Origin of the sequence: Desulfobotulus sp. (assembly GCF_034006065.1) — a bacterium.
Classification (GTDB): domain Bacteria; phylum Desulfobacterota; class Desulfobacteria; order Desulfobacterales; family ASO4-4; genus Desulfobotulus.
In genome coordinates this window covers 23665-47019 of record NZ_JAVETM010000026.1, presented here as the reverse complement: position 1 = coordinate 47019, position 23355 = coordinate 23665, and the positions used below count along the sequence as shown (strand labels likewise).

Sequence of the window (23355 nt, the reverse complement as noted above, 5' to 3'; positions counted from 1 at the left end):
TCCGGGAGTCTGGGAATGGAAGGGATTTTCTATGATTTCGGGGAAAAGGAATTTTTCCTTTTCCCCGAAACAGTTACCGACGGAGTCCGAGGGCTTCGATGAGGTTTCTGTAGCGTTGCATGTCTTTGTTTTTGAGGTAATTCAGCAAGCGCCTGCGCTGACCGACCAGGATGAGAAGCCCCCTGCGGGAAGCATGATCTTTTTTGTGAATCTTCAGGTGCTCGGTCAGGTACGCGATGCGATGGCTGAGCAGGGAAACCTGCACCTCCGGAGATCCGGTATCCGACTCATGGGTTTTGAATTTTTCAATAATCTCTTTTTTCTGCTCATTGGTGAAAACCACGGTGTTTCTCCTCATTTGGAATAAGAATGTTCGTTCCTCTGCGTTTTCGATCCGATATTCCATTCAGACCGTAAGCCTTGTGCTTAAACTGCGTGCAAAGGACCCCTGGGTGTGAAAGACTGCCATTCCCCCTGAATACATCCAGAGGTTGGAAAGTGTGGAAACAAAAAATCACGGCCTAATCAGGGCCATGCATAAAAACAGCATCATAGCAGAATCTATCCGGTTGGTCTTCCTCTTTCCGGATCACGGCCATGAGTCTTCCCTGAGCATCCACGATGCGGACAGGACCTGCATCCGGGACAGCGTCGGGAAAATCCGCTGTGCAGAGCACTTTGCCATGAAAGATCTTTTCCGTCAAAGTATTATTCGCGCAGATTTCAGGCAGAAAGCCAAGGGCATGGGCCATGGAAATCAGCGGAGGCCCCTGGGAGGTGGTCTCTGCGCCTGGGAGAATGATATCCAGGGTGCAGGCGTCCTCCAGGGTAAACCCGCAGGTTGCCGTGCGTCTCAGGGCGGCAAGATAGCCCACTGTGCCAAAGGCTTCAGCCAGATTCGCAGCCAGGGTACGGATGTAGGTACCTGAGGAACAGTGAACCGCAAAGCGGATTTCAGGCAGCTGCAGTTCCAAAAGGTGGAGACTGTGCACGATGACCGGGCGTGGCGGTTTCTGGACCGGTTTTCCCTGGCGGGCCAGGCGGTAGAGGGGAACCCCCTTGTGCTTTAAGGCCGAATATACCGGCGGCGCCTGCATGAGAGGGCCTGTGAAGCGGGCAAAGGTTTCGCAGACTTCCGTTTCATTCAGAAAAGGTACGGCTGCGGTGGCCGTGATCTGGCCTTCGGGGTCCAGGGTGTCCGTTGTGCAGCCAAGGCGCAGGGTTGCCACGTAGCTTTTATCTCCGCCGAGAAAATAGCGGGAAATACGCGTGGCTTTCCCAAGGCAGATTACCATGAGGCCCGTGGCAAAGGGGTCCAGGGTTCCTGCATGCCCTGCTTTTTTTAGGGCCAAAGTCCTTTTCAGACGGGCAACCAGACCCGCAGAGCTGAGACCCTGGGGTTTGTCGATGAGCAGAATACCGTCACGGTTGTTCATGAATGGTCGCTCTGGCTTTCCTGGGCGGCCATGTCTTCTTCCAGCACCCTGAGGATTTCTTCAGGCTCCATGGCAATGGGAAAACCGGCTGCGGCCCTGTGACCACCACCGCCGAATCGGAGGGCGATGCGTGTGGCGTCCATGCGGCCATTGGAACGTAAACTTACTTTATAAGAAGGTGGGGATCCCGGTGCGTTTTCCTTTTCCCGGATCAGGGCGGCCATCTCCACCCCTTCTATCTGACGGGCATAATTGACAAGACCGCTGGCTTCCGTGTCATCGGCACCGCTTTCTTCAATCATGGCCCGGGTGAGAACCATGCTGGCCAGTCTGCCGCTGGCGGAAAGCCGGATGGAATTCAGCGCCTTCTGGAGAAGGCGGATATAGGCAAAGGAGTATTTTCCGTAAACATGGCGAGCCACAGTTTCGGGGTGTACGCCCAGTATTGTCATTTCGGCAGCAATGGAGAGGGCTTCGGTATTGGTATTTCCAAAACGGAATCCGCCGGTGTCCGTAAAGATTCCCGTATAAATTCCCCAGGCGGCTTCCCTGGGGATGGGCCAGTTCAGCCCTTTGAGAAGGCGATAAATCAGTACGGTGGTGGCAGCGGCGTCGGGGTCAATGAGGTTAGAAACACCAAAGGCCGTATTGCTGGGATGGTGATCAATGTTGAGGATCCGGGGAATCTTTTCGAGTTCCGGCTGAAGAACTCCCATGCGACCGGCATCCCCAGAATCCAGCACAACCAGCGTATCAAACACCTGGAGAGGACCGGGATCCCGGGTAATGCGCTCGGCTCCCGGAAGAAAGGCAAAGGCTGGGGGCAGGCCATCTTCGTTGTACATCACAACTTTTTTTCCACGGGCTTCAAGACTGGGGCCCAAGGCCATCAGGGCGCCGATGGCGTCTCCATCCGGCTGTACATGGGAAACCAGCAGAATGTTCTGTGCCTGTTCAAGTATGTTCTGCATCATCAGGGCCTTCTTTGGATTCACTCGGCGTTTGGGAAGGGGTGATCGTCCGGAATATTTTTTCCATGCGAGCGCCATAGTCAAAGGAATCATCATGGCGGAAACGCAAATCCGGCATATAGCGCAGCCCCAGATCCTTTGCCGCATTGCGTTTTAAAAAGCCCTTGGCGCTTTCAAAGCCCCTGAGGGCGTTGGCCTGGGCTTCGGGACCGCCTGCGGTGGTGAAGAAAACCGTGGCAATACGCAGATCCCGGCTCAGTTCCACGGCGGTGACTGTGACAAGATGCAGGCGGGGATCCTGAACGTTTCTTGCAAGATGGGTGGAGATCACCTCGCGGATCCGGCCTCGGATCCGGTCGGATCTGGGAGAGGCTTTCATGGAAAAACTCCTTTTGTGGTTGGGCGACAAACAAAGCCGCCCGGTGGTGTGCAGAAATGCACCGGGCGGTTTTTATGTTCCGATGAAAATGAAGGTGTGTCAAGCCTAGCTCAGCTTGGGTTTGATCTCAATGATCTCATAGGATTCGATGATATCCCCAACCTTCACATCGTTATAGTTTTCAATGCCGATACCGCATTCATAGCCCTTGACCACTTCCTTGGCGTCGTCTTTGAATCGTTTGAGAGAAGACATCCGGCCATCGTAGAGAATCACCCCATCCCGGAGCAGGCGGACCTTCTGGTTCCTGAAGACACTGCCATCGGTGATGAAACATCCGGCAATGGTTCCGATTTTGGGAATGACAAAGGTCTGGCGAACCTCGGCCCTGCCCAGAACCTTTTCCTCAAAGGTGGAGGCCATCATGCCGACCATGGCGTCCTGGATATCCTTCAGGGCGTTGTAGATGACATCATAGAAGCGCATGTCCACGTTTTCTTCCTTGGCCATTTCGTGAACCTTGGCACCGGGACGAACGTTGAAGCCCAGGATGATGGCATTGGAAACCGCCGCCAGAGAAATGTCCGATTCTGTCACCGTACCTGTGGCGGCATGGATGATATGAATTTTCACTTCCTGGGTGGCGAGCTTGGCCAGTGAATCACGCAGGGCTTCGATGGATCCCTGGACGTCGGCCTTGAGGATGACGTTGAGTTCCTTGACTTCACCCTCTTCCATCTGTTCAAAGAGCTTTTCAAGGCTCATGCGACTGGTCTTGGCCAGTTCCTTGGCCCGCTGTTTCTGGGATCTGTGCTGGGAAACCTGCTTGGCATCCCTTTCATCCTTTAAGGCGAAAAGCTCGTCTCCGGCCTCAGGTACACCGGAAAGTCCCAGAATCTCAACGGGGATGGAGGGACCGGCTTCCGTCATCACGGAGCCAGTGTCACTGATCATGGCGCGGATTTTGCCATGGTGGATGCCGCAGACCACGGCGTCACCGGTTTTGAGAGTGCCTTCCTGAATCAGCACCGTGGCAACGGGGCCACGGCCCGTATCAAGCTTGGCTTCCACCACATGGCCCAGGGCTTTCTTGTCCGGGTTGGCCTTGAGATCCAGAACCTCCGCCTGAAGGAGGATGAGTTCAAGGAGGGTATCGATGCCCTGCTTTTCTTTTGCGGACACATAGCTGAAAATGGTATCCCCACCCCAGTCTTCCGCAAGAACCCCTTTTTCAGAAAGCTCCCGTTTGACCCGATCCGGTTCCGCACCGGGTTTATCCATCTTATTGACGGCAACAATGATGGGAACTTCTGCGGCCTTGGCGTGGTTGATGGCTTCCACGGTCTGAGGCATGACACCGTCATCCGCAGCCACCACAAGGACAACAATGTCTGTGACCTTGGCACCCCTGGAGCGCATGGCTGTGAAAGCTTCATGACCGGGCGTATCCAGGAAAGTGATTCTTCCCCGATCCGTTTCCACGGAGTAGGCACCGATATGCTGAGTGATCCCACCCGCTTCGCCGGTGACCACATGGGTCTGACGGATGGCGTCAAGGAGGGAGGTTTTGCCGTGGTCCACATGCCCCATGACCGTAACCACAGGGGCCCTTGTGATGAGCTCTTCCGGCTTGTCCTCGTGGGCCTGAAGGATATTTTCCTCTTCAAAGGAGGCCCTTTCCACTTCAAAACCGAACTCTGAGGCCACGACAACGGCGGTATCATAGTCAATGGTCTGGTTGACCGTGGCCATGACGCCCATCATCATGAGTTTTTGGATCATCAGGCTGGCCTTGATCCCCATGCGCTTGGCAAGCTCCGCCAGAACAATGGTGTCATCGACCTTGATACGGCGCTTGATGGCCTTGGGTACGGTGATCTGGGTTTTCTGGTGCAGTTCCTGCTTTTTACCCTTTTTACCCTTTTTGCCTTTTGCGTAGAGTGCGTCGCCTTCCACAATGGCGCGTTTGCGGCCCTTCTTTTTGCCTCTGCGATCACTCTCTTCTTCACGGGATTCCGCCAGATCCTTGGAAAGGCTGTCTTTGCCTTTCTTTTTACGGCTGCCGCTGGAAGGCGTATCCGAAACCGCAGCAGAGTCGGGAACAAGCAGGAGCTCCAGGGGATCGGGTTCCGCAGGCACAACCACCGCAGGTGCTGCAGGCCGCGCCGCAGGCTTGGCCGGGCTGCGGTCGGACTTCATCTGCTGGAGAACAGCCGGGTCAATGCGTTTGATGATTTTGGCGGCTGTGGGTTTTTTCTTTTTTCTGGCCATGCGGGCGGCTTCATCGGAGTCGTTTGCCCCGATCTCATCCATTTTTTCCCTGTCTCCAGAAAGAATTTTTTCTGGTATGGCGGCAGGGGATGTCTCGGGCATGGCCGGGGTCTCGGCCGCAGACAGGACACTCTCCCCGACCTTTTCGACAGAAGGCTCTGGGCTTGCGGGAGGGACGGGCGTTTCCTGTTTTGCCGCGCGCGGGGGAAGGCCTGCAGACGATTTCTGGGCTTCAGGAGCGGCAACGGGGCCAGTCGGAGATGCGGTTTTTTCCGCAGCGGGCGCAGGGGCAGGCTCGGGAGGGCGGAAAATAATCCTGGCCGCATGGTTGGGCCGGGCGGGCTTGGGAGGACGGGCCCCAGTTCTGCCTGCCTGGGGTGCCGCTGTCTCGGGTGCGGGTGTATCCGCCTTTTCCGCCATGGGGGCTGAGGGCTGTTCTGCGCCATTGGCAGCGGATGTTGGCTGCGTCTGTGGAGCGTTCTGGCCGGAGCGTCCGGAACGGCGCTTGCGGCGGCGGACTACGGCCGGCTGTACCCGACGGTTTTCTTCTTCCGTATCTTTTCCCAGCACAAAGCGCTTGATGGCTTCAATCTCGCCATCTTCCAGGGCGCTCATGTGGCTACGCACCTCAACACCATCCATTTTTGCGATTTTGTCGAGGAGCGCTTTATTCGTCATATTCAGTTCCTTGGCCAGCTCGTAGACTCGCATACGTCCCATCCATATCCCCCTTCATCACCGGTAGCAGAGGTCTTTACCCCTGAAGCTTCCGAATTACCGCGGTCTTTCCGGTCCGGAATTATTCGTTTTCCGATTCCGGTGTCGCCGCTTCGTCTGCGGGGACCTTCCGGTTTTCATCCATCCTAGGTGTCTCCGATTCCTCTGACGCGTCCTCTTCGGAAGGCGCAGTCACTGAAGGATCGGGTCTTTGGGCATTTTTTTCACGGCTTATGGTCTGCATGGCTGCGGTAATCATGGCTTCCGCCATCTGGGCATCCACGCCTTCAACTTCCATGAGATCTTCCACAACCGCATCGGCAATCTCGCGTACGGTGGTAAAACCTGCGCCGTACAGGGCTTCGGCCAGGGTCATACCCACGCCCGGAATCCCCATGAGAGCGGCGTAACCTTCCTTCATGGCCTGGCTGTAGGAGGCCTCACTCTTCACATCCAGGTGCCAGCCCGTGAGCCTGGAAGCCAGACGTACATTCTGCCCCTTTTTGCCGATGGCAATGGAGAGAAATTCATCGGGCACAATCACTTCCATGGCCCGGTTGTCCTCATCAATCACCACCCGCAGGATTTCTGCAGGCGCTAAGGCGTTGCAGACAAAGCGGGCCGCATCGGGACTCCAGGGGATAATGTCAATTTTTTCTCCACGGAGTTCCTGGACCACGGCCTGAACCCGGGAGCCCTTCATGCCCACACAGGCCCCCACGGGATCAACCCCGGAATCCTGGGAAGATACGGCAATCTTGGCCCGGATTCCTGGTTCCCTGGCTGCGGCTTCAATGGTTACCGTACCTTCGGCAACCTCAGGCACTTCGCTGCGGAAGAGGGCTGTGAGAAACTGGGGATGGGTACGGGAGAGAATGATCTGGGGTCCCCGACTGTCCTGAAGCACCTTCATGATGCTGGCCCGGATGCGGTCACCCCTGCGATAGCTTTCCCTGGGAATCTGCTCCCGTGCGGGCAGAAGGGCTTCCGTCTGCCCCAGGTTAACCAGAATGTCTCCCCGATCCACGCGCTGGACAATGCCATTGATGATCTCGCCTTTGCGGTCAATGAACCCATCATAGACCGCATTGCGTTCCGCATCCTTGACTTTCTGGATGATCACCTGCTTGGCGGATTGCGCTGCGATGCGACCAAAGCTTGCCGTATCGAGCTTGGTGCCCAGGGAGTCTCCGATTTCACAATCCGGGTCCAGTTTTCGGCCATCTTCAAGGCTGAGCTGGAAATCCGGGTGGGTGACGTCTTCCACCACCTCCCGGAACTGGAAGACCTCAATTTCTCCAAGATCCGGATTGTACTGGGCTTCCACATCAATGTGGGATCCCAGTTTTTTCTTTGCCGCAGATTCCAGGGCTTCTTCAAGGGTCTGGATGAGGACTTCCATGGGAATACCCTTGTCCCGACTGACCTGTTCAATGACCCTTTTGATATCGCTAAACAGCATGATGTGCTCTCCGTTAGTCCCGGCAGAGCCGCGCCGACTGAATTTCCCCGTAGGGAATGGCAACGGTTCTTTCGGCAAGCTTGATGGTCACCTGACCTTCAGTGATGCCCAGAAGTTCCCCCTTGTAATTGCGCTGCCCCTCCAGAGGGGCGTGGGTCCGGATTTTTACCGTTTCTCCTGCGAAACGTTCGAAATCCCGAGGGCTTACAAGGGGGCGGTTGATTCCGGGAGATGACACCTCCAGGGTGTACTGACCCGGAATATCCATGTGAATGTCCAAGAGGTAACCGAACTCCCTGGCAAAACGGGCGCAGTCGTCAAGGGTTATCCCGCCGGGTTTGTCCATGAGGATGCGAAGAATTCGTCTCCCGTTTTCAGAGGCAAACTCTGCAAGGACAAGTTCCAGCCCGTGGGATTCCAGCAAGGGCTGGGCAAGGTCCTGGATGCGATGGATCAGTGTGTGGTTTTCGGTTTGCAACCGGTTTCCTCCAAGGCAAAAGGAAGACCGGAATTGCATAAAGAAAAAACGGGCAGCGGCCCGTTTTCCGTGGCGATTCCGGTACTGTTGGTATGGGCGGAAGAAGCCTGCTTCCGATCCTTTACGGCATTTGACGCAGGTTTAAATACATACCAGAAGAATAAATAGGGTATTTTGTTCTGCTTGTCAAGAAGCCTTTTAAGGGCAGGGTGGAGGAGAAGCCCCTGCCCAGAAGGGGGCAGGGGCTGAAGAAAGATTTTATGCCGGGAGTGTGGCGTTGAATTGGCGGAGCAGGGTTTCTGTGATTTTTTCCTGGACCTTGTTCACTTTTTTATCCGCAAGGGTTTCTGTGGCGGAACGGTAGATCATACGCAGGGTCAGGCTTTTTTTGCCCTGGGGAATATTTTCACCCTGGTAGAGGTCGTGGATGCTTAAGGATTCCAGGATAGAAGGTCTTTCCTTTTCCACTTGCGCCAGGACATCCGCTGCGGGGATGTGGGTATCAAGAATCAGTGTGACATCCCGGAAAGTGGCGGGGTACCGGGAAATCTCCCGGGAGGCGTGCAGGATTTTGCGGTTTTTCATGAGTGCTGTGAGTTCCAGCTCTGCCATGAAGACCGGCTGTTTGATGTCAAAGAGACGACAGGTTTCAGGATGGACCTCATAGACGAGGCCGAAAATCTCTTCCCCAAGGTGGATGCAGGCCGCAGCCCCTTTGCGGGTCCAGGGCAGATCCGCCGGGTTGGTCGGGGGTGTGAAGTCTGCCTCGGGAATGCTGAGAATGCGGAGCAATGCCTCCACACTGCCTTTGATGTCAAAGAAATCGCAGGCCGCAGGTCGGGTATGCCAACCTGCGCCGCTGCGGGAGCCGGTCCAGGCGAGAGCCAGAATCTCCCTTTCTTCTGGGAGGTCCTGGTCCGCATGGGGAATAAAGGTGTTGCCGATTTCAAAGATTTTCAGATTCTTTTCCTGCTGGGCAATATTCCGGGCCAGGGTTGAAAGCAGGCCTGGGACCAGGCTGGTGCGCATCACGGCCAGATCTTCGGAAATGGGATTTTGCAGGCTTACGGAAGGCCGCAATGGGTGGTCCTGGGAAAGACGCATTTTTTCCGCGCTGTCTTTGGCCACAAAGCTGTAGGTGATTACCTCATGAAATCCCAGTCCGCACATTTCATCCTGAAGCGTGCGGCGGAAACGTACTTCTGGGGGATCAAAGCGGGTTTCTGCGGGCATTTCCGGGAAGGTGACCGGAATGTTGTCGTAGCCAAAGAGCCTTGCCACTTCCTCAGAAATGTCTTCTTTGCGGGACACATCCACCCGGAAGGAGGGGGGGCTGAGGGTGAGGGTTTCGTCTGCAACGCGGACGGTAAAACCCACCTTCTTCAAAAGGCTGGCCATGGTTTCCGCAGAAAGGGAGAGGCCGATGCGCTGATTGATGAAGGAGGCATCGACGGTGAGGGTGCAGGGGGTTTGGGGTCTGGGATGGATGTCCAGGGTGCCATCCACCAGTTTTCCGTTTCCGACTTCCACCATAAGGCCCGCAGCCCTGTTGAGGGCATAGAGGGTGCCCTGGGGATCCACGCCGCGCTCGAAACGATAGGCCGCATCTGTGGAAAGGCCCAGCGTCTTTGCGGTCCTGCGTATGGAGGGGGCGTCAAAGCAAGCGCTTTCGATGAGAACCCGCCGGGTTTTTTCTGTCACCCCGGAATGAAGGCCGCCCATGACGCCGCCGATGGCCACGGGCTTTTCCCCGTCGCAGATCATGACCATGCCAGTGTCCAGCCTTCGCTCCTTCTCGTCAAGGGTAACGAAGGTTTCTCCATCTCTGGCTTTGCGGACCACGATGCGCTGATCCGCAAGGGTGTCAAAGTCAAAGGCGTGGAGAGGCTGGCCTGTCTCCAACATGACAAGGTTTGTGATATCCACAATGTTGTTGATGGGGCGGAGACCTGAAGCCATGAGTCGGGTTTTCAGCCAGGCGGGTGAGGGCCCAACGGTGATATCCACAACAAGACGGGCGGCGTACCGGGGGCAGCCTTCGGGGTCTTCGATGGTGACAGAGGCGTGGTTCTGGATCTTGCCCACTGCCGGATCGACTGCTGGCAGCTCCAGGGGTTTGGGTTCAAAGGGCCTGTCTCCGAATGCGGCCACTTCCCGGGCAAGGCCCATGACACTGGCGCAATCCACCCGGTTGGGGGTAAGGCCGATGGTCAGAACGGTGTCGTCCAGCCCCAGTGCCTTTGGAAAGGAAAGGCCGGGAGGGGTATCCGGAGGCAGGGCCAGAATACCGGAATGGTCTTCATCCAGTCCCAGTTCCTTGGCGCTGCACAGCATGCCTTCGGAGATTTCTCCCCGGATTTTGCCTTTTTTGAGCACTGTTCCGTCGGGCATCTGTACGCCTGCGGGTGCCAAGGGGGCCATCATGCCGTTTTGGATGTTGGGGGCACCGCAGACCACATGGAAGATTTCATCTCCGGTATCCACCCTGCAGGTCTGGAGTTTATCCGCATTGGGATGGGCGGCAATGTCGAGAATGCGGCCCACACGGATGGCGTCGAGGTGGGCGAAGGGGCGCTCGATGGCTTCCACTTCGAGGCCGGTCATGGTGAGGGCGTGGGCCAGATCCTCGGGTGCCATGGGTACGGGTATCAGGCTTTTAAGCCAGTTGAGGCTGAGTTTCATGACTAAAACTGCTCCAGGAATCGGATGTCGTTTTCAAAGAACTTCCGGAGATCGTCGATGCCGTACTTGAGCATCGTAAGACGCTCCACGCCCATGCCAAAGGCAAAGCCCCGGTAGCGTTCCGGATCTATGCCTGTGTTTTCAAAGAGTACGGGATGCACCATGCCGCAGCCGAGAACTTCCAGCCAGCCGGTCTGGGAACAGATGCGGCAGCCCTTGCCCTTGCACATGACGCAACGGATGTCCACTTCTGCACTGGGTTCTGTGAAAGGGAAGAAGCTTGGGCGGAACCGAAGGCTGGTTTCCTTGTCAAAGAGGGCGTGGATAAAGGCGGTGAGGATCCCCTTAAGGTCTCCGAAACTGGCCTTTTCATCCACAAGCAGTCCTTCAATCTGGTGAAACATGGGGGTATGGGTGATGTCTGAATCGCAGCGGTAAACCCGGCCCGGCGCAATGATGCGGATGGGAGGGGTGTGGCTTTCCATGAAGCGGATCTGAATGGGGGACGTGTGGGTCCGCAGCACCACCTTTTCGGAAACATAAAAGGTATCCTGCATATCCCTGGCCGGATGGTGGGGCGGGATGTTGAGGGCTTCGAAGTTGTACCAGTCGAGCTCCACCTCCGGGCCTTCGGAAATCTCAAAACCCAGGCGGCTGAAAATGTCGGAAATTTCTCTGCGGATGCGAGTCAGAGGGTGGAGGGTTCCTGTGGAAGGTCTCCGGCCGGGAAGGGTGATGTCAATGTCTGCGGACCGGTCTGCGGCTTCGGATTCAAGAAGGGCCTTTTTTTCGCTGATGGCCTGCTCAAGGGCTTCCTTGGCGGCATTGACCCTCTGTCCAAAAGCGGGGCGCTCTTCCGGAGGCAGGCTGGCCATGGTGCGCAGGTGCTGGGTTAAAAGGCCTTTTTTGCCCAGGTATCGGACGCTGAGGGCCTGAAGTTCTCCGGCATGAGCAATGCCGGCAAGGGCGGCCATGGCCTCTTCTCTGAGTTGTTCAATGCTGATGTCCACGTCTTATGCCCTGTATCGGTGGTTGGAGGTGGGGGTCGCTCTTTTTCAGGATGGAATGTGGGCTTCCGGTCCTTCAAAAGCAGATAAGGTTTTTATGAAAAAAACCGGAACTCCCGAACCCGGAGAGGGCGGAGGTTCCGGCTTTTGTGCGACCCTGGTGATACGGTGCGCTCTCTAAGGCAGAGGGGCGGTCCTGTGCGGAGTCCGCCCATTCTTTTATGCCTGCAGCTTGTCGGAGGCGGTTTTGGCAATCATGGCAAAACCCTCGGGATCGGAAATGGCAAGCTCTGCCAGAACCTTGCGGTCCAGATCGATGTTGGCCATCTTGAGGCCATGGATCAGGCGGCTGTAGGAAAGTCCGTTCATCCGGGATGCGGCGTTGATACGGGCAATCCAGAGACGGCGGAAATCCCGTTTTTTCTGGCGACGGTCGCGGAAGGCATACATGAGCGCCTTGTCCACGGAGTCGGCGGCTGTGCGAAAGAGCTTGCTGCGGCCACCACGGAAACCTTTGGCGAGGGTAAGAACCTTTTTACGTCTGTGTCTGGCTTTAAAGCCTCTTTTAATGCGCATGGGAAAATCTCCTCAAAAAGACATTTAAAAAAACCGGCAGATCCCCGCATTCCGGATTCAGAAGCACCCCGGAGGACAGGGCCATGGCGACCCTTGTGATGACGAGGTTCGGAGCGGCGCGCCCCCTGATGTAAGGCGCGGATGGAGCCGGGTCTCGGCTATGCGTAGGGCATAAGCCGCAGAAGCTGGGACTGGTTGGTTTTGTCTGCAATCTGACCCTGGCGGAGGTTCCGTTTTCTTTTACGGGTTTTTTTGGTCAGAATGTGACTTGAGTTGGCCTTCCGGATTTTAAATTTACCGGAGCCTGTACGGGTAAAACGCTTGGCTGCGGCCCGGTTGGTCTTCATTTTGGGCATGAAACGGCCTCCCTTTCCTTGAACCATCCTGTTTTTAAGGATTGTCGATCACCTCCGGACCGCGCTGCAACGGTCCGGACGCCTTGGTAAAAAACAAAAATACTGGCGCGTAGAAAATACGCGCCAGAAGAATAAACGCCATGGCGTGGATCCGCAATGAAAAAATCAGGCTTTGGGGACAAGAATCATCATCATGGTCCGCCCTTCAAATTTGGGCGTTGACTCCACGGTGGCGATGTCCTCCACCTGGGAAATAATGCCTTCCAGTACACTGCGACCCCGGTCGCTCATGGTAATTTCCCGACCCCGGAACATGACGGTCACTTTGACCTTGTTTCGTTTCTCAATGAATTTCCGGATATTTTTCAGTTTTGTTTCCAGATCGTGGTCGCCGGTTTTGGGGCGTACCTTGACTTCCTTTAACTGGACAACAGTCTGTTTTTTCCGGGCTTCCTGTTGTTTTTTGGTCAGTTCATATTTGAACCTTCCGTAATCCATGATCTTGCATACAGGGGGTTTGGCCTGGGGTGAAACTTCCACCAGGTCCAGGGCCAGACCTGCGGCAATATCCAGTGCCTTGGGCACAGGCATGATCCCGAGCTGTTCGCCCTCAGGATCAATGACGCGGACTTCCTTTGCCCGGATGTTGCGATTGATCCGGGTTCGACTCTGTTGCTGAGGGGGCTCCTGCCCCTGCTGGCGTCCGTTGGTAATTATACCGGACCTCCTCGTGGTGCGCGTTAAGCGTTGAAATCACTCTGACAATAAAAAGTGATCGGTTCAAGATGGTCAGCATGCGTATATACGTTATATTGCATGGATGTGCAAGAAAAAATAAACGGGCAGACTCTCGGACGGAAAAAAGGGAGGGTCAGAGGGTCTTGAGGGTATAACGGGCAAGCAGGCTGTCTTTCCAGTAGGTATTCTTCGGACGCTGAAAAAATTCCCTGAAGAGGGCAAGGCTTTCCTGCCTGCGGAAATGGGGGAGAATTTCAGGGCGGTTTTCGGCATAGAGGGGAGGGAGGGCATCCAGGTTGCAGGCAGTGCCCCCGCCCATGGCGTCTTCATAGGCCCAGACGATTCTGCCGATGCCGGAGAGCAGAGTGGCCGCATAGCACATGAGGCAGGGCTCCATGGTAGCATAGAGGGTGGCTTTCCTGCGGGCTTCTCTGGGAAGGCGTTGTTCCAGTTCCCGGAGGGCGAGAATTTCCGCATGGGTGATTTCGCTGGGTAAATCTCCCGAGGAGGCCTGACGCCTTGACGTCACAACAATGCGATTTTCCACAGTGATGATGCAGCCAACGGGAAATTCTCCTTCCTGCAGGGCGGTCTGAGCCAGGGCAAGGGCCTGCCCCATGAAGTGGTGGTCAGGGTTCATGGGCTTTCAGGCTCCGGATCCAGGTGGCAGACGGCGTCATCGCAGGGGCAGGCATCATTGACTTCAAAGGCATAGAGGATGCGGTGGCAGCGTTCTTTCAGCTCCGGTGAGAGGGCTTGAGAATCTTTTTGGCTCTGGGGCAGTTTGTGGGGTTGGGGTATGGCCTCAAGTCCCTGGCCCAGGAGACGTCCGCTTGCGGTATGGAGAAGCTCGGCATCCTCGCCGTTGCTGATTACAACAAGGGGGGCGCCCATGAGCAGCGCCGCTGCCCGGGCCGGGGTGCGGCGGGTGACCAGGGAACCCGGTGCATACCGGATGAGGAGGGGGGATTTCCCTGGAGCAAGGATGAGAAAATCCAGATGGATGGCTGCTCTTTTTTCTCCGCATATCAGGACGAGTGGGATGTGGCTTTGAATCTCCCGGGTCGTGTAGCCCATTTCCAGAAGACGATGGGCGAGTTTCTGACGGTAACGGTTGTCATGGGTGTCTTCAATGGTTTTTCCGCTCAGGATATCCTGGGTATGGCCAAGGACAAGATGGTGTTTTCCCATGGGAGACCTTAATTTCGTGAAAGTTCTCTTCGACTCTTTACAAGGTGCGGACTCTTGTGCATAGGATGACCCTCGGTTTGAAAGGATGAACTCCCATGACACGATAGCTGAATTCCGGCAGGCTGGCAATCTTATGTCCATACGAGAAGATTTTGAACAAAGGGAAGCAGGTTTCATTGCGGCCTATGGCTGCCGCGCAGCAGCCTCCAGGGGACGTCGGAAACGGGAAGAGCCATGCCCCATCCGGACGGTTTTTCAACAGGATAGGGACCGCATTGTTTTTTCAAGTGGTTTCAGGCGTTTGAAGCATAAGACCCAGGTTTTTTTATCTCCCCTCGGGGATCATTACAGAACCCGACTGACCCATACCCTGGAAGTGGCGGAGGTGGCAAGGACCATTGCCCGGGCCTTGCGCCTGAATGAGGATCTCACGGAAGCGGTGGCTCTGGGCCATGATCTTGGGCACACACCTTTCGGCCACTCTGGAGAAACGGTGCTGAAGGAGATTTATTCAAAGCATTTTTCCCATGCAGCCCAGAGTCTGCGGGTTGTGGATCTTCTGGAAAAGCGGGGGGAAGGGCTGAATCTGACCTACGAGGTCAGAGATGGTATTCTAAAACATTCCAAGGGTTTTGGGAATATTATTCCCACCGAGCCCGGAGAGACGGCCATCACCATAGAAGGTCGGGTGGTGCGCATAGCGGACATCATTGCTTACCTCAACCATGACCTGGATGATGCTGTGCGCAGTGGGGTGATCCAGCGGAGCCAGATTCCTGAATCCTGCCGGAAAATTCTGGGGGAAAGCCATTCGGCGCGGGGGACCACCATGATCCGGGATCTGATTTTTCACAGCGGGATGGGGGAGGGGGGGTTTTGTCTGCGCATGAGTGACCCTGTGTATGAGACCATGGCGGAGCTGCGCCAGTTCCTTTTTGAGAATGTGTACCGATCACCCAGGGTTCATAACGAGTTTGTGAAGGCAAAAAAAATTCTGACGGAGCTTTTCAATTATCTCATGGATGATGAAAGGGGGCTGCAGGCTGAGCTGATGCGCATGGAGCTTCTGCCCTTTGATCCGGACAGGGATGTGCGGGAACAGGTGGTCTGCGACACCATTGCCAGCATGACAGACCGGTATTCCTTGAATCTTTACCACAGAATTTTTATGCCCTTTCCCCAGTTCTGAGGGAGGCCTGTGGCTGCTTGCGGCCGAAAAGGCCGTTTTTTTTGACGTCTGCCCTGGAAAAATCCGAAGCAGGCATGCTGGGATCCATGGGGATTCCTGATGGGGAGGAGTTTTTAAGATATGGAAGGTCTCGAAACGGGGCTTGCACCAGAGGTGCTGGCTTCTTTTTTTTCAAGGATCGCCACCTTGTTTGATGAAATGGACAGGGCGTACGATGCGGTGACGGGAGAAATGGGTTTTACTTGTACGGGCTGCCGGGATACCTGTTGTGAGACCCGTTTTTATCACCATACCCTCATTGAAGTGCTGTATCTTCTTAAGGGTTTTTCCGTGCTTCCGGAAGCAGAACGCAGGGTCATGGAGAAGAAGGCGGAAGCTCTGTGCAGGGCCATGGAAGCCCATGATGAAAAGGGGAATACGGGGCTTTTCCGGGGACTCTGTCCTTTGAACGTGGAAGGCCGCTGCCGGGTGTATGCCCACAGACCCATGATCTGTCGGTTGCACGGGACCCCCTGGAAAATGCAGGGCCGGGATGGTGAAGTTGCAGGACCGGGGTGTGCGGTGTTTGGCGACAGGGAGGATGCCCGTCTGGATCGTACGCCGCATTACAGGGCCTTGGCCCTGCTGGAACAGGATCTGCGCAAGGCCTCGGGTTTTGCAGGACGTATCCGTCTCAGCATTGCGGAGATCCTGGGGTTGCCCATGCCGGAAGTGGGAACGGAGGTCAGCCGATGAAGCATCTGGATGTGGAGGCTCTGGATACATTGCCGGGAAAACGCATCCTGGCGGGGGAGCGTTTTGCCTTCCGTTGCCATGGGGGGCTTTCCTGTTTCAATCTGTGCTGTCGCAACCTGGACCTGTATCTGTATCCCTACGATGTCCTGAGACTCTGCAAGGCCTTACATCTTTCCTCTGAAACCTTTATGGAGCGGCACACAGATGTGGTGATGCGTAAGGGGGAATATTTTCCTGAGGTTTTGTTGCGGATGGCGGAAAACGAGGAGAAAACCTGCCCTTTTCTCACAGAGGCTGGTTGTTCCGTTTATATGGACAGGCCGGACACCTGTCGCACCTTTCCCATTGAACAGGGAACGATTCTCAGCCCCGATGGCCGGGTGGTGGAAGCCGTTGCCTTTTTCCGGCCTCCGGATTTCTGCATGGGACAGAAGGAGGAGAAGCTCTGGACGCTGGAAGCCTGGGCCAAGGATCAGGATGCGGAAAGGCACAATCGCATGACCCGGGAATGGGGGCTGGTGCGGTCGCTCTTTTCCAAAGATCCCTGGGGGCTTGAAGGTTTTTATGGGAAAAAGGGAAAGATGGCCTTTATGTCCGTCTATCACCTGGATGCTTTCCGCGCCTTTCTCTTTGAATCGAGCTTTTTTAAACGATACAAGGTGGATCCGGATCTTAAGCGTAAGATCAAAAGGGATGATGTAGCACTCCTGCGCTTTGGTTTTGACTGGATCCGCCACAGCGTCTGGGGTATGGCTGTGACCAGTATGCGGCCCAGGAAATGAGACTCCAGGGCGGCCTTTGGCCTGTGCAGGCAGGGTTTATTCCACGCCCATGGGCATGGGGGGAACTTTCTCGCCTCCCAGTACATATCCACCATCCAGGCGCAGCAGACTTCCGGTCATGTAAGGCGCTTCCAGTACAAGGAAACGGATGGCCCGGACCACATCTTCAATACGACCAATGCGACGGAGGAGGGTGTGGTTGGTGAGGGCTGCTTTTTCGGGATCCGTGAGCAGGGACCAGCCCCGGGTGTCAGGTCCGTGCCGGGTTTCCACCAGGCCCAGCATCAACTCATTGACGCGGACTTCCGGCGCACCGATCCGGGCCCAGGTTTCTGTGAGGATGGAAATGCCCCGGTTGGCGGCTGCGTAGCCTTCATTGAAAAGAAGACCTGCGGGACCGGAGCGTCCCGTCAGTGCGGCAATGGAAGATATATTGATAAGGCAGCCATCTCCCGAAGCCTTGAGATGGGGAAGGGCGGCCTCGGCCAGCCAGTGTTTGGCCCTCAGCGTGGTTTCCTGCTCCAGATTCCACTGTTCGCAGGTGTATTTTCCATGAACAACGGGCATGCCTCCCCGCTCGATATTGTTGATGAGAATATCCAGTCGGCCGAAATGGCGTCGGACATCCTCCACAAGCTCCGGTATGGCGGCGGTTTGACGCAGGTCAATGTCGAAGATGCGAAAGGGGCGGCCGCTTTGGCGGAATGCCTTTTCCATGGCCTCAAAATCTTGCGGCCAGTCGTGCCGGGTGAGGGCCAGGGAAGCCCCCCGCTCAGCCAGATCCAGGGCGATGGCCCTGCCAATGCCCCGGACGGATCCGGGGACCAGGGCGATTTTTCCGGTAAGGGGCATGGAGTAAGTCTCCTTTGGGTGTCAGCGGCTTTTTCCGAAAAGCCGGAAGCGCACCCACTCCAGAGCGAGCAGCAGAAGCTTTTCTTCATGTTTTTCTGCGGCAAGGAGCCTCTCTTCGGGAAAAAGGTCCACAAGCTGCCCTGAGCGGAAGGCGCCATCGCGGAAACCGTCCAGATCATAGCAGCCGGTGATGAAAATTTCTTTTTCCCAGGGTTCAAGGGGGCCAGGGCGAAGCCGGTTTTTCAGGCTGATGAGGGGCATCATGGCGTCGTTCATTTCATTGTAGGTGGCAAGTTCCTGTCCGCCGAGCCACTGGGCAAAGGGGAGGCTGTGAGGTTCGGTGAATCCTTGGCACTGGGGGTCCGGAATCCGGGCATAGTGCTCTGTGATGCGGCCTGTGGCCCTGTCTCGGACCAGGCCACGGGCAAAGGGGAAGATGCGGCAGGATGCGGGGCGATCGGGGTATACCCGGCATCCTTCATCGTTCACAAAGGGGCAGGCCCAGTCATGCCCTGCATCCAGTTTGAATGTGACAACGGGCAATGCTGTACTCTCGCCGTCAGAGACTGTGCAGTAGGTCGCCAGGAATGCGGAAGAGCTGAGGGCCAGGTGGTTTTTGAGTCGGAGAATATCATAGGGGTAGAGAACCTGGGAGATGTCATGGCAGCAGTGATTGAAGCAGGATCGCTCCGCATGACAGGAAAAGCAGATGGCGGCGCCTGGGTCAATGGGTAGGAAGCTGTCTTCCGGTGTCTGGGTCATGGAATTCTTTCTTCATGGTGGCTGGAGGAAAAATTCGGGTGTTTGTCCATGGTCGGGCGGGAAGGATGCTGAAAGCCTGGTTCCGGTCCCGCGCCCCTGTCATCCGTATTTTTGAGCCGGGTGTCAAGGGGGGATCGCAGGGGACATTGGGAGCGAGGTGGCCAAGGGGTGGTTTTTTCGCTGAGTCAAAAAAAGTTATCTTATCTGTTATCGGATGGTTGAAAAGAAGGTCCTTTGTGAGTCAGGAATCAATCTCAAAGGCGTTTGATCTGAAAACAGTGTTTTGCAATGTAGGGGTTTGGCTACCACATCGTGTGGTGGTTGGTTTTTCGTATCATATATATTGTTTTTTTGTGGTTTGATTTCTTGTGGTGGGTTTTGTGAAGAAATCCTCAGGGAGAATTTTCTTGACAAATCCATCTTCCCGGTGTTAACGTCGCTTTTCAATTGATGTGGGGGGTATCCCATTGATTTCAAAGAAAAAATTGCTGTTTGCGGAGTAATGCACTGAAAAATCATGTTTTTCCGGCTTTCTGTCGGAAAGGGTGGGTTTTGCGATGTGTGCGGATGTGTCTCACTGAAAAAAGATATATCGGAATTTTTGCCGTATGTCTTTGGGCTGGGTTGCATCTCGCTTGTGTTAAGGGTTCTTGGTCTCCGGTGCGGTGTGTGCGCCGACCGGATTGTTTATCGTCAGGAGTTTGGTTCAACGTACAACTTAGGGAGGTATTGTAAATGCCAAGCTTTGTAATCGCAGAAAAATGTGACGGATGCAAAGGCGGAGAAAAGACTGCTTGCATGTACATCTGCCCCAACGACCTTATGGTGCTGGATCCCAACGCCATGAAGGCCTACAATCAGGAGCCGGATGCATGCTGGGAGTGCTTCTCCTGCATCAAAATTTGCCCGAACCAGGCCATCGGTGTTCGCGGCTACTCTGACTTCGTTCCCATGGGTTCCGACCTTGTTCCCATGATGGGCACCGAAGACATTATGTGGACCTGTAAGTTCCGGAACGGCGTTGTGAAGCGCTTCAAGTTCCCCATCCGCACCACGGCTGAAGGCACTGCCAATGCGTACGAAGGCGCCAAGGGCAAAGACCTGAATTCCAACCTTCTCTTCACCGAAGAGGGCGTCGGATTCAAGCAGGCTGCTCCCGAAGCTCCTCCCGTATGGAAATCCTGATCTTCTGACTGGGGTTTTTGTCCTATTCAAACAACATTCCTTAACTAGAAACGTTTAGGGAGGCTATACAATGGCATTGCCGAATCAGCCGCATGGCGAACTGAAATGCGTTGAAAATCCTGAAATCATCGAGAAGGAAGTGGATATCCTGATCGTTGGTGGTGGTATGGCTGCTTGTGGTACCGCTTTTGAAATCAAGAAGTGGGCCGACGACAACATGAAGATCCTCCTGGTGGACAAAGCTGCCATGGAGCGTTCCGGTGCTGTAGCGCAGGGCCTTTCCGCCATCAACACCTACATCGGTGACAACAAGGTTGACGACTATGTTCGCATGGTGCGCAACGACCTGATGGGTATTGTTCGTGAAGACCTGATCTTCAACCTGGGCCGCCACGTGGATGACTCCGTTCATCTGTTCGAAGAGTGGGGTCTGCCCATCTGGAAGAAAGATGCGGATAACAAGAACGTTGACGGCAAAAAAGGTCTGAAACTGGGCCTTCTGAAAGATGGTGCCAAGCCCGTACGTACCGGTAAATGGCAGATCATGATCAACGGCGAATCCTACAAGCGGATCGTTGCTGAAGCTGCCAAAAAAGCCCTGGGTGAAGAAAACATCCTTGAGCGCGTTTTCATCGTGGAACTGCTCCGCGACAAGAACGAGCCCAACCGTATTTCCGGTGCTGTTGGCTTCTCCACCCGTGAAAACAAAGTATATTACATCAAGTGCAACACCATGATGGTTGCCTGTGGTGGCGCTGTAAACATCTACCAGCCCCGCTCCGTAGGTGAAGGTAAAGGTCGTGCATGGTATCCCGTATGGAATGCCGGCTCCACTTACACCATGGCTCTGCGCGCCGGTGCGGAACTTTCCATGATGGAAAACCGCTTCACGCCCGCACGTTTCAAAGACGGTTACGGCCCTGTTGGTGCATGGTTCCTCCTGTTCAAAGCCCACCTGGAGAACTCTCTTGGTGAAAACTATGCAGCTTCTCAGGCTGCCAAGGACGAGCTGGCCAAGTACGCTCCCTACGGTACCGCCCCCATCACTCCGACCTGTCTGCGTAACCACCTCCTGATGAACGAAGTGAAGCAGGGTCGCGGCCCCATCATGATGGTGACCTCCAAGGCTCTCCAGAAAATGGGCGAGACCATGGACAAGAAGGAACTCAAGCACCTTGAAGCCGAAGCTTGGGAAGACTTCCTGGATATGACCTGCGGTCAGGCCAACCTGTGGTGCGCCACCAACACCGAGCCTGAGAAAAAAGACTCTGAAATTCTGCCCACCGAACCGTACCTCCTGGGTTCCCACTCCGGCTGCTGCGGTATCTGGGTATCCGGTCCGGACGAAGACTGGGTTCCCGAAGATTACAAGTGGGGCGACAACGGTGTGGTTTACAACCAGATGACCACCGTAAAAGGTCTCTTCACCGCTGCAGACGGTATCGGTTGCTCCGGTCACAAGTTCTCCTCCGGTTCCCATGCTGAAGGCCGTATTGCCGCCAAGATGATGGTAAAATGGGTGAAAAACCATGCAGATTTCAAACCCGCTCCTGAAATGAACGCTCAGGAAGCTGCGGATCTGGTATGGAAGCCCGTTAAGACCTGGTTTGCTCACAAAGACTTCTCCACCATGGCAGATGTCAACCCCAAATTCTGCAAGCCTGCGGGGATGACCATGCGTCTGATGAAAGCCACCAACGAATACGGTGGTGGTGTGGGTTCCTACTACTGCCTCAACCAGTCTTCTCTTGAGAACCTGATGGAACTCTTCAAGATGATGCACGAAGACTGCGAGTTCCTGGCAGCAGGCGACCTGCACGAACTGATGCGCTGCTGGGAAATCTTCCACCGTATCTACACGGTAGAAGCCCACACCCGTCACATCATGTTCCGTAAGGAATCCCGTTTCCCCGGATTCTACTACAGAACGGACTTCATGGGCCAGGATGACGAAAACTGGTTCTGCTTTGTCAACTCTTCCTACGACAAAGCCACCAAAGAGTGGACCATGAAGAAAGTGCCTTACCACCGCATTATCCCGATGTAATCCGCTTGTGGGCGTGATGTAATCGGATAAGCCTTCGCCTCCTGGTCTCCGGATTCCCGGGGCCAGGAGGTTTTTGTTACGATGCCCCTTTAAAAGGGTTCGGGCGGCTTTGTGGGGTGTGCCCAATTATCCGAGGGTTTTTTACCTGAAAAAGCCCTGGGATATCTGGGCACAGAACAGGCAAGACATGCCTGCTCACCCCTTGCGCCCGATGAACATATTCTAAAAAAGCGTTTTTCAATCTTATTTAGGGAGGGAAAGCATGACGTTGGAAAATTCAGCCCCTGCCGGGAGTATCCTGGTGGTCGGGGGGGGGATCAGCGGTCTTACCACGGCCCTCGAAGCTGCCGAAGTCGGCTATGACGTGTACATTGTGGAAAAAACCGCTTCTCTGGGAGGTCGTGTGGCCCAGCTGAACCAGTATTTTCCCAAACTCTGCCCACCCACCTGTGGGCTTGAGATCAATTATAAAAGAATTCGTGACAATGCCCGGATCAAGGTACTCACCCTTAGCGAGGTGGAAAGTGTGACCGGTACCCCCGGTTCCTACTCCGTGCAGGTGAAGGTGAATCCCCGGTATGTCAATGAAAACTGCACCTGCTGCGGGGAGTGCGCCAAGGTCTGCACAGCAGAAATCGACAATGCCTTTGACTTTGGCATGTCCAAGACCAAGGGTGCCTACCTGCCCCATGGCATGGCCTTTCCCCAGCGCTATGTGATCGCACCGGAAATCATCGGCACCGATGACGCCGCAAAAGCGGCAGAAGCCTGCAAGTACAATGCGGTGGATCTTTCCATGCAGCCCAAGGTGCTGAACCTTGTGGTGGGTTCCGTGGTCTGGGCCACAGGCTGGAAACCCTATGATGCGGCCAAGATTGACAACTTAGGTTTTGGTCGTTACCCGGACATCATCACCAATATGATGCTGGAGCGTCTGGCCTCCAAAACCGGGCCTACGGAAGGTAAGATTGTCCGTCCCTCCGACGGCAAGGCGCCTTCCAGTGTAGCCTTTGTGCAGTGCGCAGGTTCCAGGGATGAGAACCATCTTTCGTACTGTTCCTACATCTGCTGCATGGCTTCTCTGAAGCACGCCACTTATATCCGCAGCCAGTATCCGGATGCGGAAGTCTATATCTACTACATCGACCTGCGGGCCCCGGGCTATCGGTATGAGAAGTTCTACAAGATGCTCAAAGATGATCCCAAGGTCTTCTTTATCAAGGGCAAGGTTGCGGAAGTGGCCGAAGAGGGTGGCAAGATCCTTGTTACCGCTGAAAACGCCGTGACCGGTGAAAAGAGCCGCCGCGCTGTGGATATGGCCGTTCTGGCCACAGGCATGGAGCCGAGTCTTGCAGGGGCCAAACCCAGGGCGGATCTTGTGTTCACGGAAGAGGGCTTCATTGTCAATGACTACGCCAAGGGTGGACAGTTCGCCTGTGGCTGCGCCAACAAGCCGGCGGACGTGGTCTCCAGCAACCAGAATGCAACCGGTATGGCTCTCAAGGCAATTCAAACCCTGGTGAAGCGGTAGGAGGCAGA

The 23355-nt window shown here is 55.3% G+C and carries 22 protein-coding genes; 6 read left to right on the top strand and 16 right to left on the bottom strand.

Annotated features, from left to right (window positions below):
* Positions 1-73 precede the first annotated feature (73 nt).
* The 14 genes from rpsO to RBR60_RS10680 all read right to left on the bottom strand — a co-directional run bounded on the left by rpsO (position 74) and on the right by RBR60_RS10680 (position 14264).
* Positions 74-358, bottom strand: coding sequence for a 30S ribosomal protein S15 (rpsO, locus tag RBR60_RS10745; protein ID WP_413815462.1), 285 nt, complete (start codon positions 356-358; stop codon positions 74-76).
* Positions 359-521: 163 nt separating this feature from the next.
* On the bottom strand, positions 522-1436 hold the full coding sequence (gene truB, locus RBR60_RS10740) for a tRNA pseudouridine(55) synthase TruB (protein WP_320356583.1): 915 nt from the start codon (positions 1434-1436) through the stop codon (positions 522-524).
* A complete protein-coding gene (locus tag RBR60_RS10735; protein WP_320356581.1) occupies positions 1433-2410 on the bottom strand; it encodes a DHH family phosphoesterase in 978 nt (325 codons plus the stop codon). The genes truB and RBR60_RS10735 overlap by 4 nt, the downstream gene beginning before the upstream one ends.
* Positions 2391-2786: a 30S ribosome-binding factor RbfA gene (gene rbfA / locus RBR60_RS10730; RefSeq protein WP_320356579.1), complete on the bottom strand. Its 396-nt coding sequence runs from the start codon at positions 2784-2786 to the stop codon at positions 2391-2393. The genes RBR60_RS10735 and rbfA overlap by 20 nt, the downstream gene beginning before the upstream one ends.
* Before the next feature lie 105 nt (positions 2787-2891).
* Positions 2892-5777 carry a translation initiation factor IF-2 gene (gene infB, locus RBR60_RS10725; protein ID WP_320356577.1) on the bottom strand — a complete coding sequence of 962 codons (2886 nt, stop codon included), beginning with the start codon at positions 5775-5777 and terminating at the stop codon, positions 2892-2894.
* 79 nt (positions 5778-5856) lie between these two features.
* A complete protein-coding gene (gene nusA / locus RBR60_RS10720) occupies positions 5857-7236 on the bottom strand; it encodes a transcription termination factor NusA (RefSeq protein ID WP_320356575.1) in 1380 nt (459 codons plus the stop codon).
* A gap of 13 nt (positions 7237-7249) precedes the next feature.
* Positions 7250-7714, bottom strand: coding sequence for a ribosome maturation factor RimP (gene rimP / locus RBR60_RS10715; RefSeq protein WP_320356573.1), 465 nt, complete (start codon positions 7712-7714; stop codon positions 7250-7252).
* Positions 7715-7972: 258 nt separating this feature from the next.
* Complete coding sequence (pheT, locus tag RBR60_RS10710; protein WP_320356571.1) at positions 7973-10396, bottom strand: phenylalanine--tRNA ligase subunit beta; 2424 nt, start codon at positions 10394-10396, stop codon at positions 7973-7975.
* A 2-nt stretch (positions 10397-10398) separates the two neighbouring features.
* Complete coding sequence (gene pheS / locus RBR60_RS10705; RefSeq protein WP_413815463.1) at positions 10399-11370, bottom strand: phenylalanine--tRNA ligase subunit alpha; 972 nt, start codon at positions 11368-11370, stop codon at positions 10399-10401.
* A gap of 252 nt (positions 11371-11622) precedes the next feature.
* Positions 11623-11979 carry a 50S ribosomal protein L20 gene (gene rplT, locus RBR60_RS10700; protein ID WP_320356569.1) on the bottom strand — a complete coding sequence of 119 codons (357 nt, stop codon included), beginning with the start codon at positions 11977-11979 and terminating at the stop codon, positions 11623-11625.
* A 158-nt stretch (positions 11980-12137) separates the two neighbouring features.
* Positions 12138-12335 carry a 50S ribosomal protein L35 gene (rpmI, locus tag RBR60_RS10695; protein ID WP_320356567.1) on the bottom strand — a complete coding sequence of 66 codons (198 nt, stop codon included), beginning with the start codon at positions 12333-12335 and terminating at the stop codon, positions 12138-12140.
* Positions 12336-12500: 165 nt separating this feature from the next.
* Positions 12501-13049, bottom strand: a complete 549-nt coding sequence (gene infC / locus RBR60_RS10690; protein WP_320356599.1) for a translation initiation factor IF-3 — start codon at positions 13047-13049, stop codon at positions 12501-12503.
* 157 nt (positions 13050-13206) lie between these two features.
* Complete coding sequence (locus tag RBR60_RS10685; RefSeq protein ID WP_320356565.1) at positions 13207-13713, bottom strand: nucleoside deaminase; 507 nt, start codon at positions 13711-13713, stop codon at positions 13207-13209.
* Positions 13710-14264 (bottom strand): adenosine deaminase, encoded by a 555-nt coding sequence (locus RBR60_RS10680; protein ID WP_320356563.1) that lies wholly within the window; start codon positions 14262-14264, stop codon positions 13710-13712. Before RBR60_RS10680 ends, RBR60_RS10685 begins: the two co-directional genes overlap by 4 nt.
* 133 nt (positions 14265-14397) lie before the next feature.
* Between RBR60_RS10680 and RBR60_RS10675 the strand changes: the two genes are divergently transcribed.
* The 3 genes from RBR60_RS10675 to RBR60_RS10665 all read left to right on the top strand — a co-directional run bounded on the left by RBR60_RS10675 (position 14398) and on the right by RBR60_RS10665 (position 16970).
* Entirely contained in the window at positions 14398-15453 is a 1056-nt protein-coding gene (locus RBR60_RS10675) for a deoxyguanosinetriphosphate triphosphohydrolase (protein WP_320356561.1), read from the top strand.
* Positions 15454-15573: 120 nt separating this feature from the next.
* A complete protein-coding gene (locus RBR60_RS10670) occupies positions 15574-16188 on the top strand; it encodes a YkgJ family cysteine cluster protein (protein ID WP_320356560.1) in 615 nt (204 codons plus the stop codon).
* A complete protein-coding gene (locus RBR60_RS10665) occupies positions 16185-16970 on the top strand; it encodes a YkgJ family cysteine cluster protein (RefSeq protein WP_320356558.1) in 786 nt (261 codons plus the stop codon). The genes RBR60_RS10670 and RBR60_RS10665 overlap by 4 nt, the downstream gene beginning before the upstream one ends.
* Before the next feature lie 36 nt (positions 16971-17006).
* Here the strand turns inward: RBR60_RS10665 and RBR60_RS10660 are convergent, their stop codons facing one another.
* Both RBR60_RS10660 and RBR60_RS10655 read right to left on the bottom strand, forming a co-directional pair.
* A complete protein-coding gene (locus RBR60_RS10660) occupies positions 17007-17822 on the bottom strand; it encodes an SDR family oxidoreductase (protein WP_320356556.1) in 816 nt (271 codons plus the stop codon).
* 21 nt (positions 17823-17843) lie between these two features.
* Entirely contained in the window at positions 17844-18584 is a 741-nt protein-coding gene (locus RBR60_RS10655) for a YkgJ family cysteine cluster protein (RefSeq protein WP_320356554.1), read from the bottom strand.
* A gap of 735 nt (positions 18585-19319) precedes the next feature.
* Here RBR60_RS10655 and aprB point away from each other — a divergent pair.
* The 3 genes from aprB (at position 19320) to RBR60_RS10640 (ending at position 23347) form a co-directional block, all read left to right on the top strand.
* Positions 19320-19769, top strand: a complete 450-nt coding sequence (gene aprB / locus RBR60_RS10650) for an adenylyl-sulfate reductase subunit beta (protein WP_320356552.1) — start codon at positions 19320-19322, stop codon at positions 19767-19769.
* A gap of 70 nt (positions 19770-19839) precedes the next feature.
* Complete coding sequence (gene aprA, locus RBR60_RS10645; RefSeq protein WP_320356550.1) at positions 19840-21816, top strand: adenylyl-sulfate reductase subunit alpha; 1977 nt, start codon at positions 19840-19842, stop codon at positions 21814-21816.
* A 262-nt stretch (positions 21817-22078) separates the two neighbouring features.
* Positions 22079-23347, top strand: coding sequence for a CoB--CoM heterodisulfide reductase iron-sulfur subunit A family protein (locus RBR60_RS10640; RefSeq protein WP_320356548.1), 1269 nt, complete (start codon positions 22079-22081; stop codon positions 23345-23347).
* Positions 23348-23355 lie beyond the last annotated feature (8 nt).

What these genes read in the sequence shown, in the direction of transcription:
- pheS (WP_413815463.1), bottom strand. Translation starts at nt 11,370, where the DNA reads ATGGCCGCCCTTGCCGGCATTGCTCATGCCGGAGAACTTCAGGCCCTC.
- aprA (WP_320356550.1), top strand. Translation starts at nt 19,840, where the DNA reads ATGGCATTGCCGAATCAGCCGCATGGCGAACTGAAATGCGTTGAAAAT.
- rpsO (WP_413815462.1), bottom strand. Translation starts at nt 358, where the DNA reads ATGAGGAGAAACACCGTGGTTTTCACCAATGAGCAGAAAAAAGAGATT.
- nusA (WP_320356575.1), bottom strand. Translation starts at nt 7,236, where the DNA reads ATGCTGTTTAGCGATATCAAAAGGGTCATTGAACAGGTCAGTCGGGAC.
- RBR60_RS10675 (WP_320356561.1), top strand. Translation starts at nt 14,398, where the DNA reads ATGTCCATACGAGAAGATTTTGAACAAAGGGAAGCAGGTTTCATTGCG.
- RBR60_RS10735 (WP_320356581.1), bottom strand. Translation starts at nt 2,410, where the DNA reads ATGATGCAGAACATACTTGAACAGGCACAGAACATTCTGCTGGTTTCC.
- RBR60_RS10680 (WP_320356563.1), bottom strand. Translation starts at nt 14,264, where the DNA reads ATGGGAAAACACCATCTTGTCCTTGGCCATACCCAGGATATCCTGAGC.
- rplT (WP_320356569.1), bottom strand. Translation starts at nt 11,979, where the DNA reads ATGCGCATTAAAAGAGGCTTTAAAGCCAGACACAGACGTAAAAAGGTT.
- RBR60_RS10685 (WP_320356565.1), bottom strand. Translation starts at nt 13,713, where the DNA reads ATGAACCCTGACCACCACTTCATGGGGCAGGCCCTTGCCCTGGCTCAG.
- infB (WP_320356577.1), bottom strand. Translation starts at nt 5,777, where the DNA reads ATGGGACGTATGCGAGTCTACGAGCTGGCCAAGGAACTGAATATGACG.
- truB (WP_320356583.1), bottom strand. Translation starts at nt 1,436, where the DNA reads ATGAACAACCGTGACGGTATTCTGCTCATCGACAAACCCCAGGGTCTC.
- RBR60_RS10655 (WP_320356554.1), bottom strand. Translation starts at nt 18,584, where the DNA reads ATGACCCAGACACCGGAAGACAGCTTCCTACCCATTGACCCAGGCGCC.
- rbfA (WP_320356579.1), bottom strand. Translation starts at nt 2,786, where the DNA reads ATGAAAGCCTCTCCCAGATCCGACCGGATCCGAGGCCGGATCCGCGAG.
- pheT (WP_320356571.1), bottom strand. Translation starts at nt 10,396, where the DNA reads ATGAAACTCAGCCTCAACTGGCTTAAAAGCCTGATACCCGTACCCATG.
- rpmI (WP_320356567.1), bottom strand. Translation starts at nt 12,335, where the DNA reads ATGCCCAAAATGAAGACCAACCGGGCCGCAGCCAAGCGTTTTACCCGT.
- RBR60_RS10640 (WP_320356548.1), top strand. Translation starts at nt 22,079, where the DNA reads ATGACGTTGGAAAATTCAGCCCCTGCCGGGAGTATCCTGGTGGTCGGG.
- RBR60_RS10660 (WP_320356556.1), bottom strand. Translation starts at nt 17,822, where the DNA reads ATGCCCCTTACCGGAAAAATCGCCCTGGTCCCCGGATCCGTCCGGGGC.
- aprB (WP_320356552.1), top strand. Translation starts at nt 19,320, where the DNA reads ATGCCAAGCTTTGTAATCGCAGAAAAATGTGACGGATGCAAAGGCGGA.
- RBR60_RS10670 (WP_320356560.1), top strand. Translation starts at nt 15,574, where the DNA reads ATGGAAGGTCTCGAAACGGGGCTTGCACCAGAGGTGCTGGCTTCTTTT.
- RBR60_RS10665 (WP_320356558.1), top strand. Translation starts at nt 16,185, where the DNA reads ATGAAGCATCTGGATGTGGAGGCTCTGGATACATTGCCGGGAAAACGC.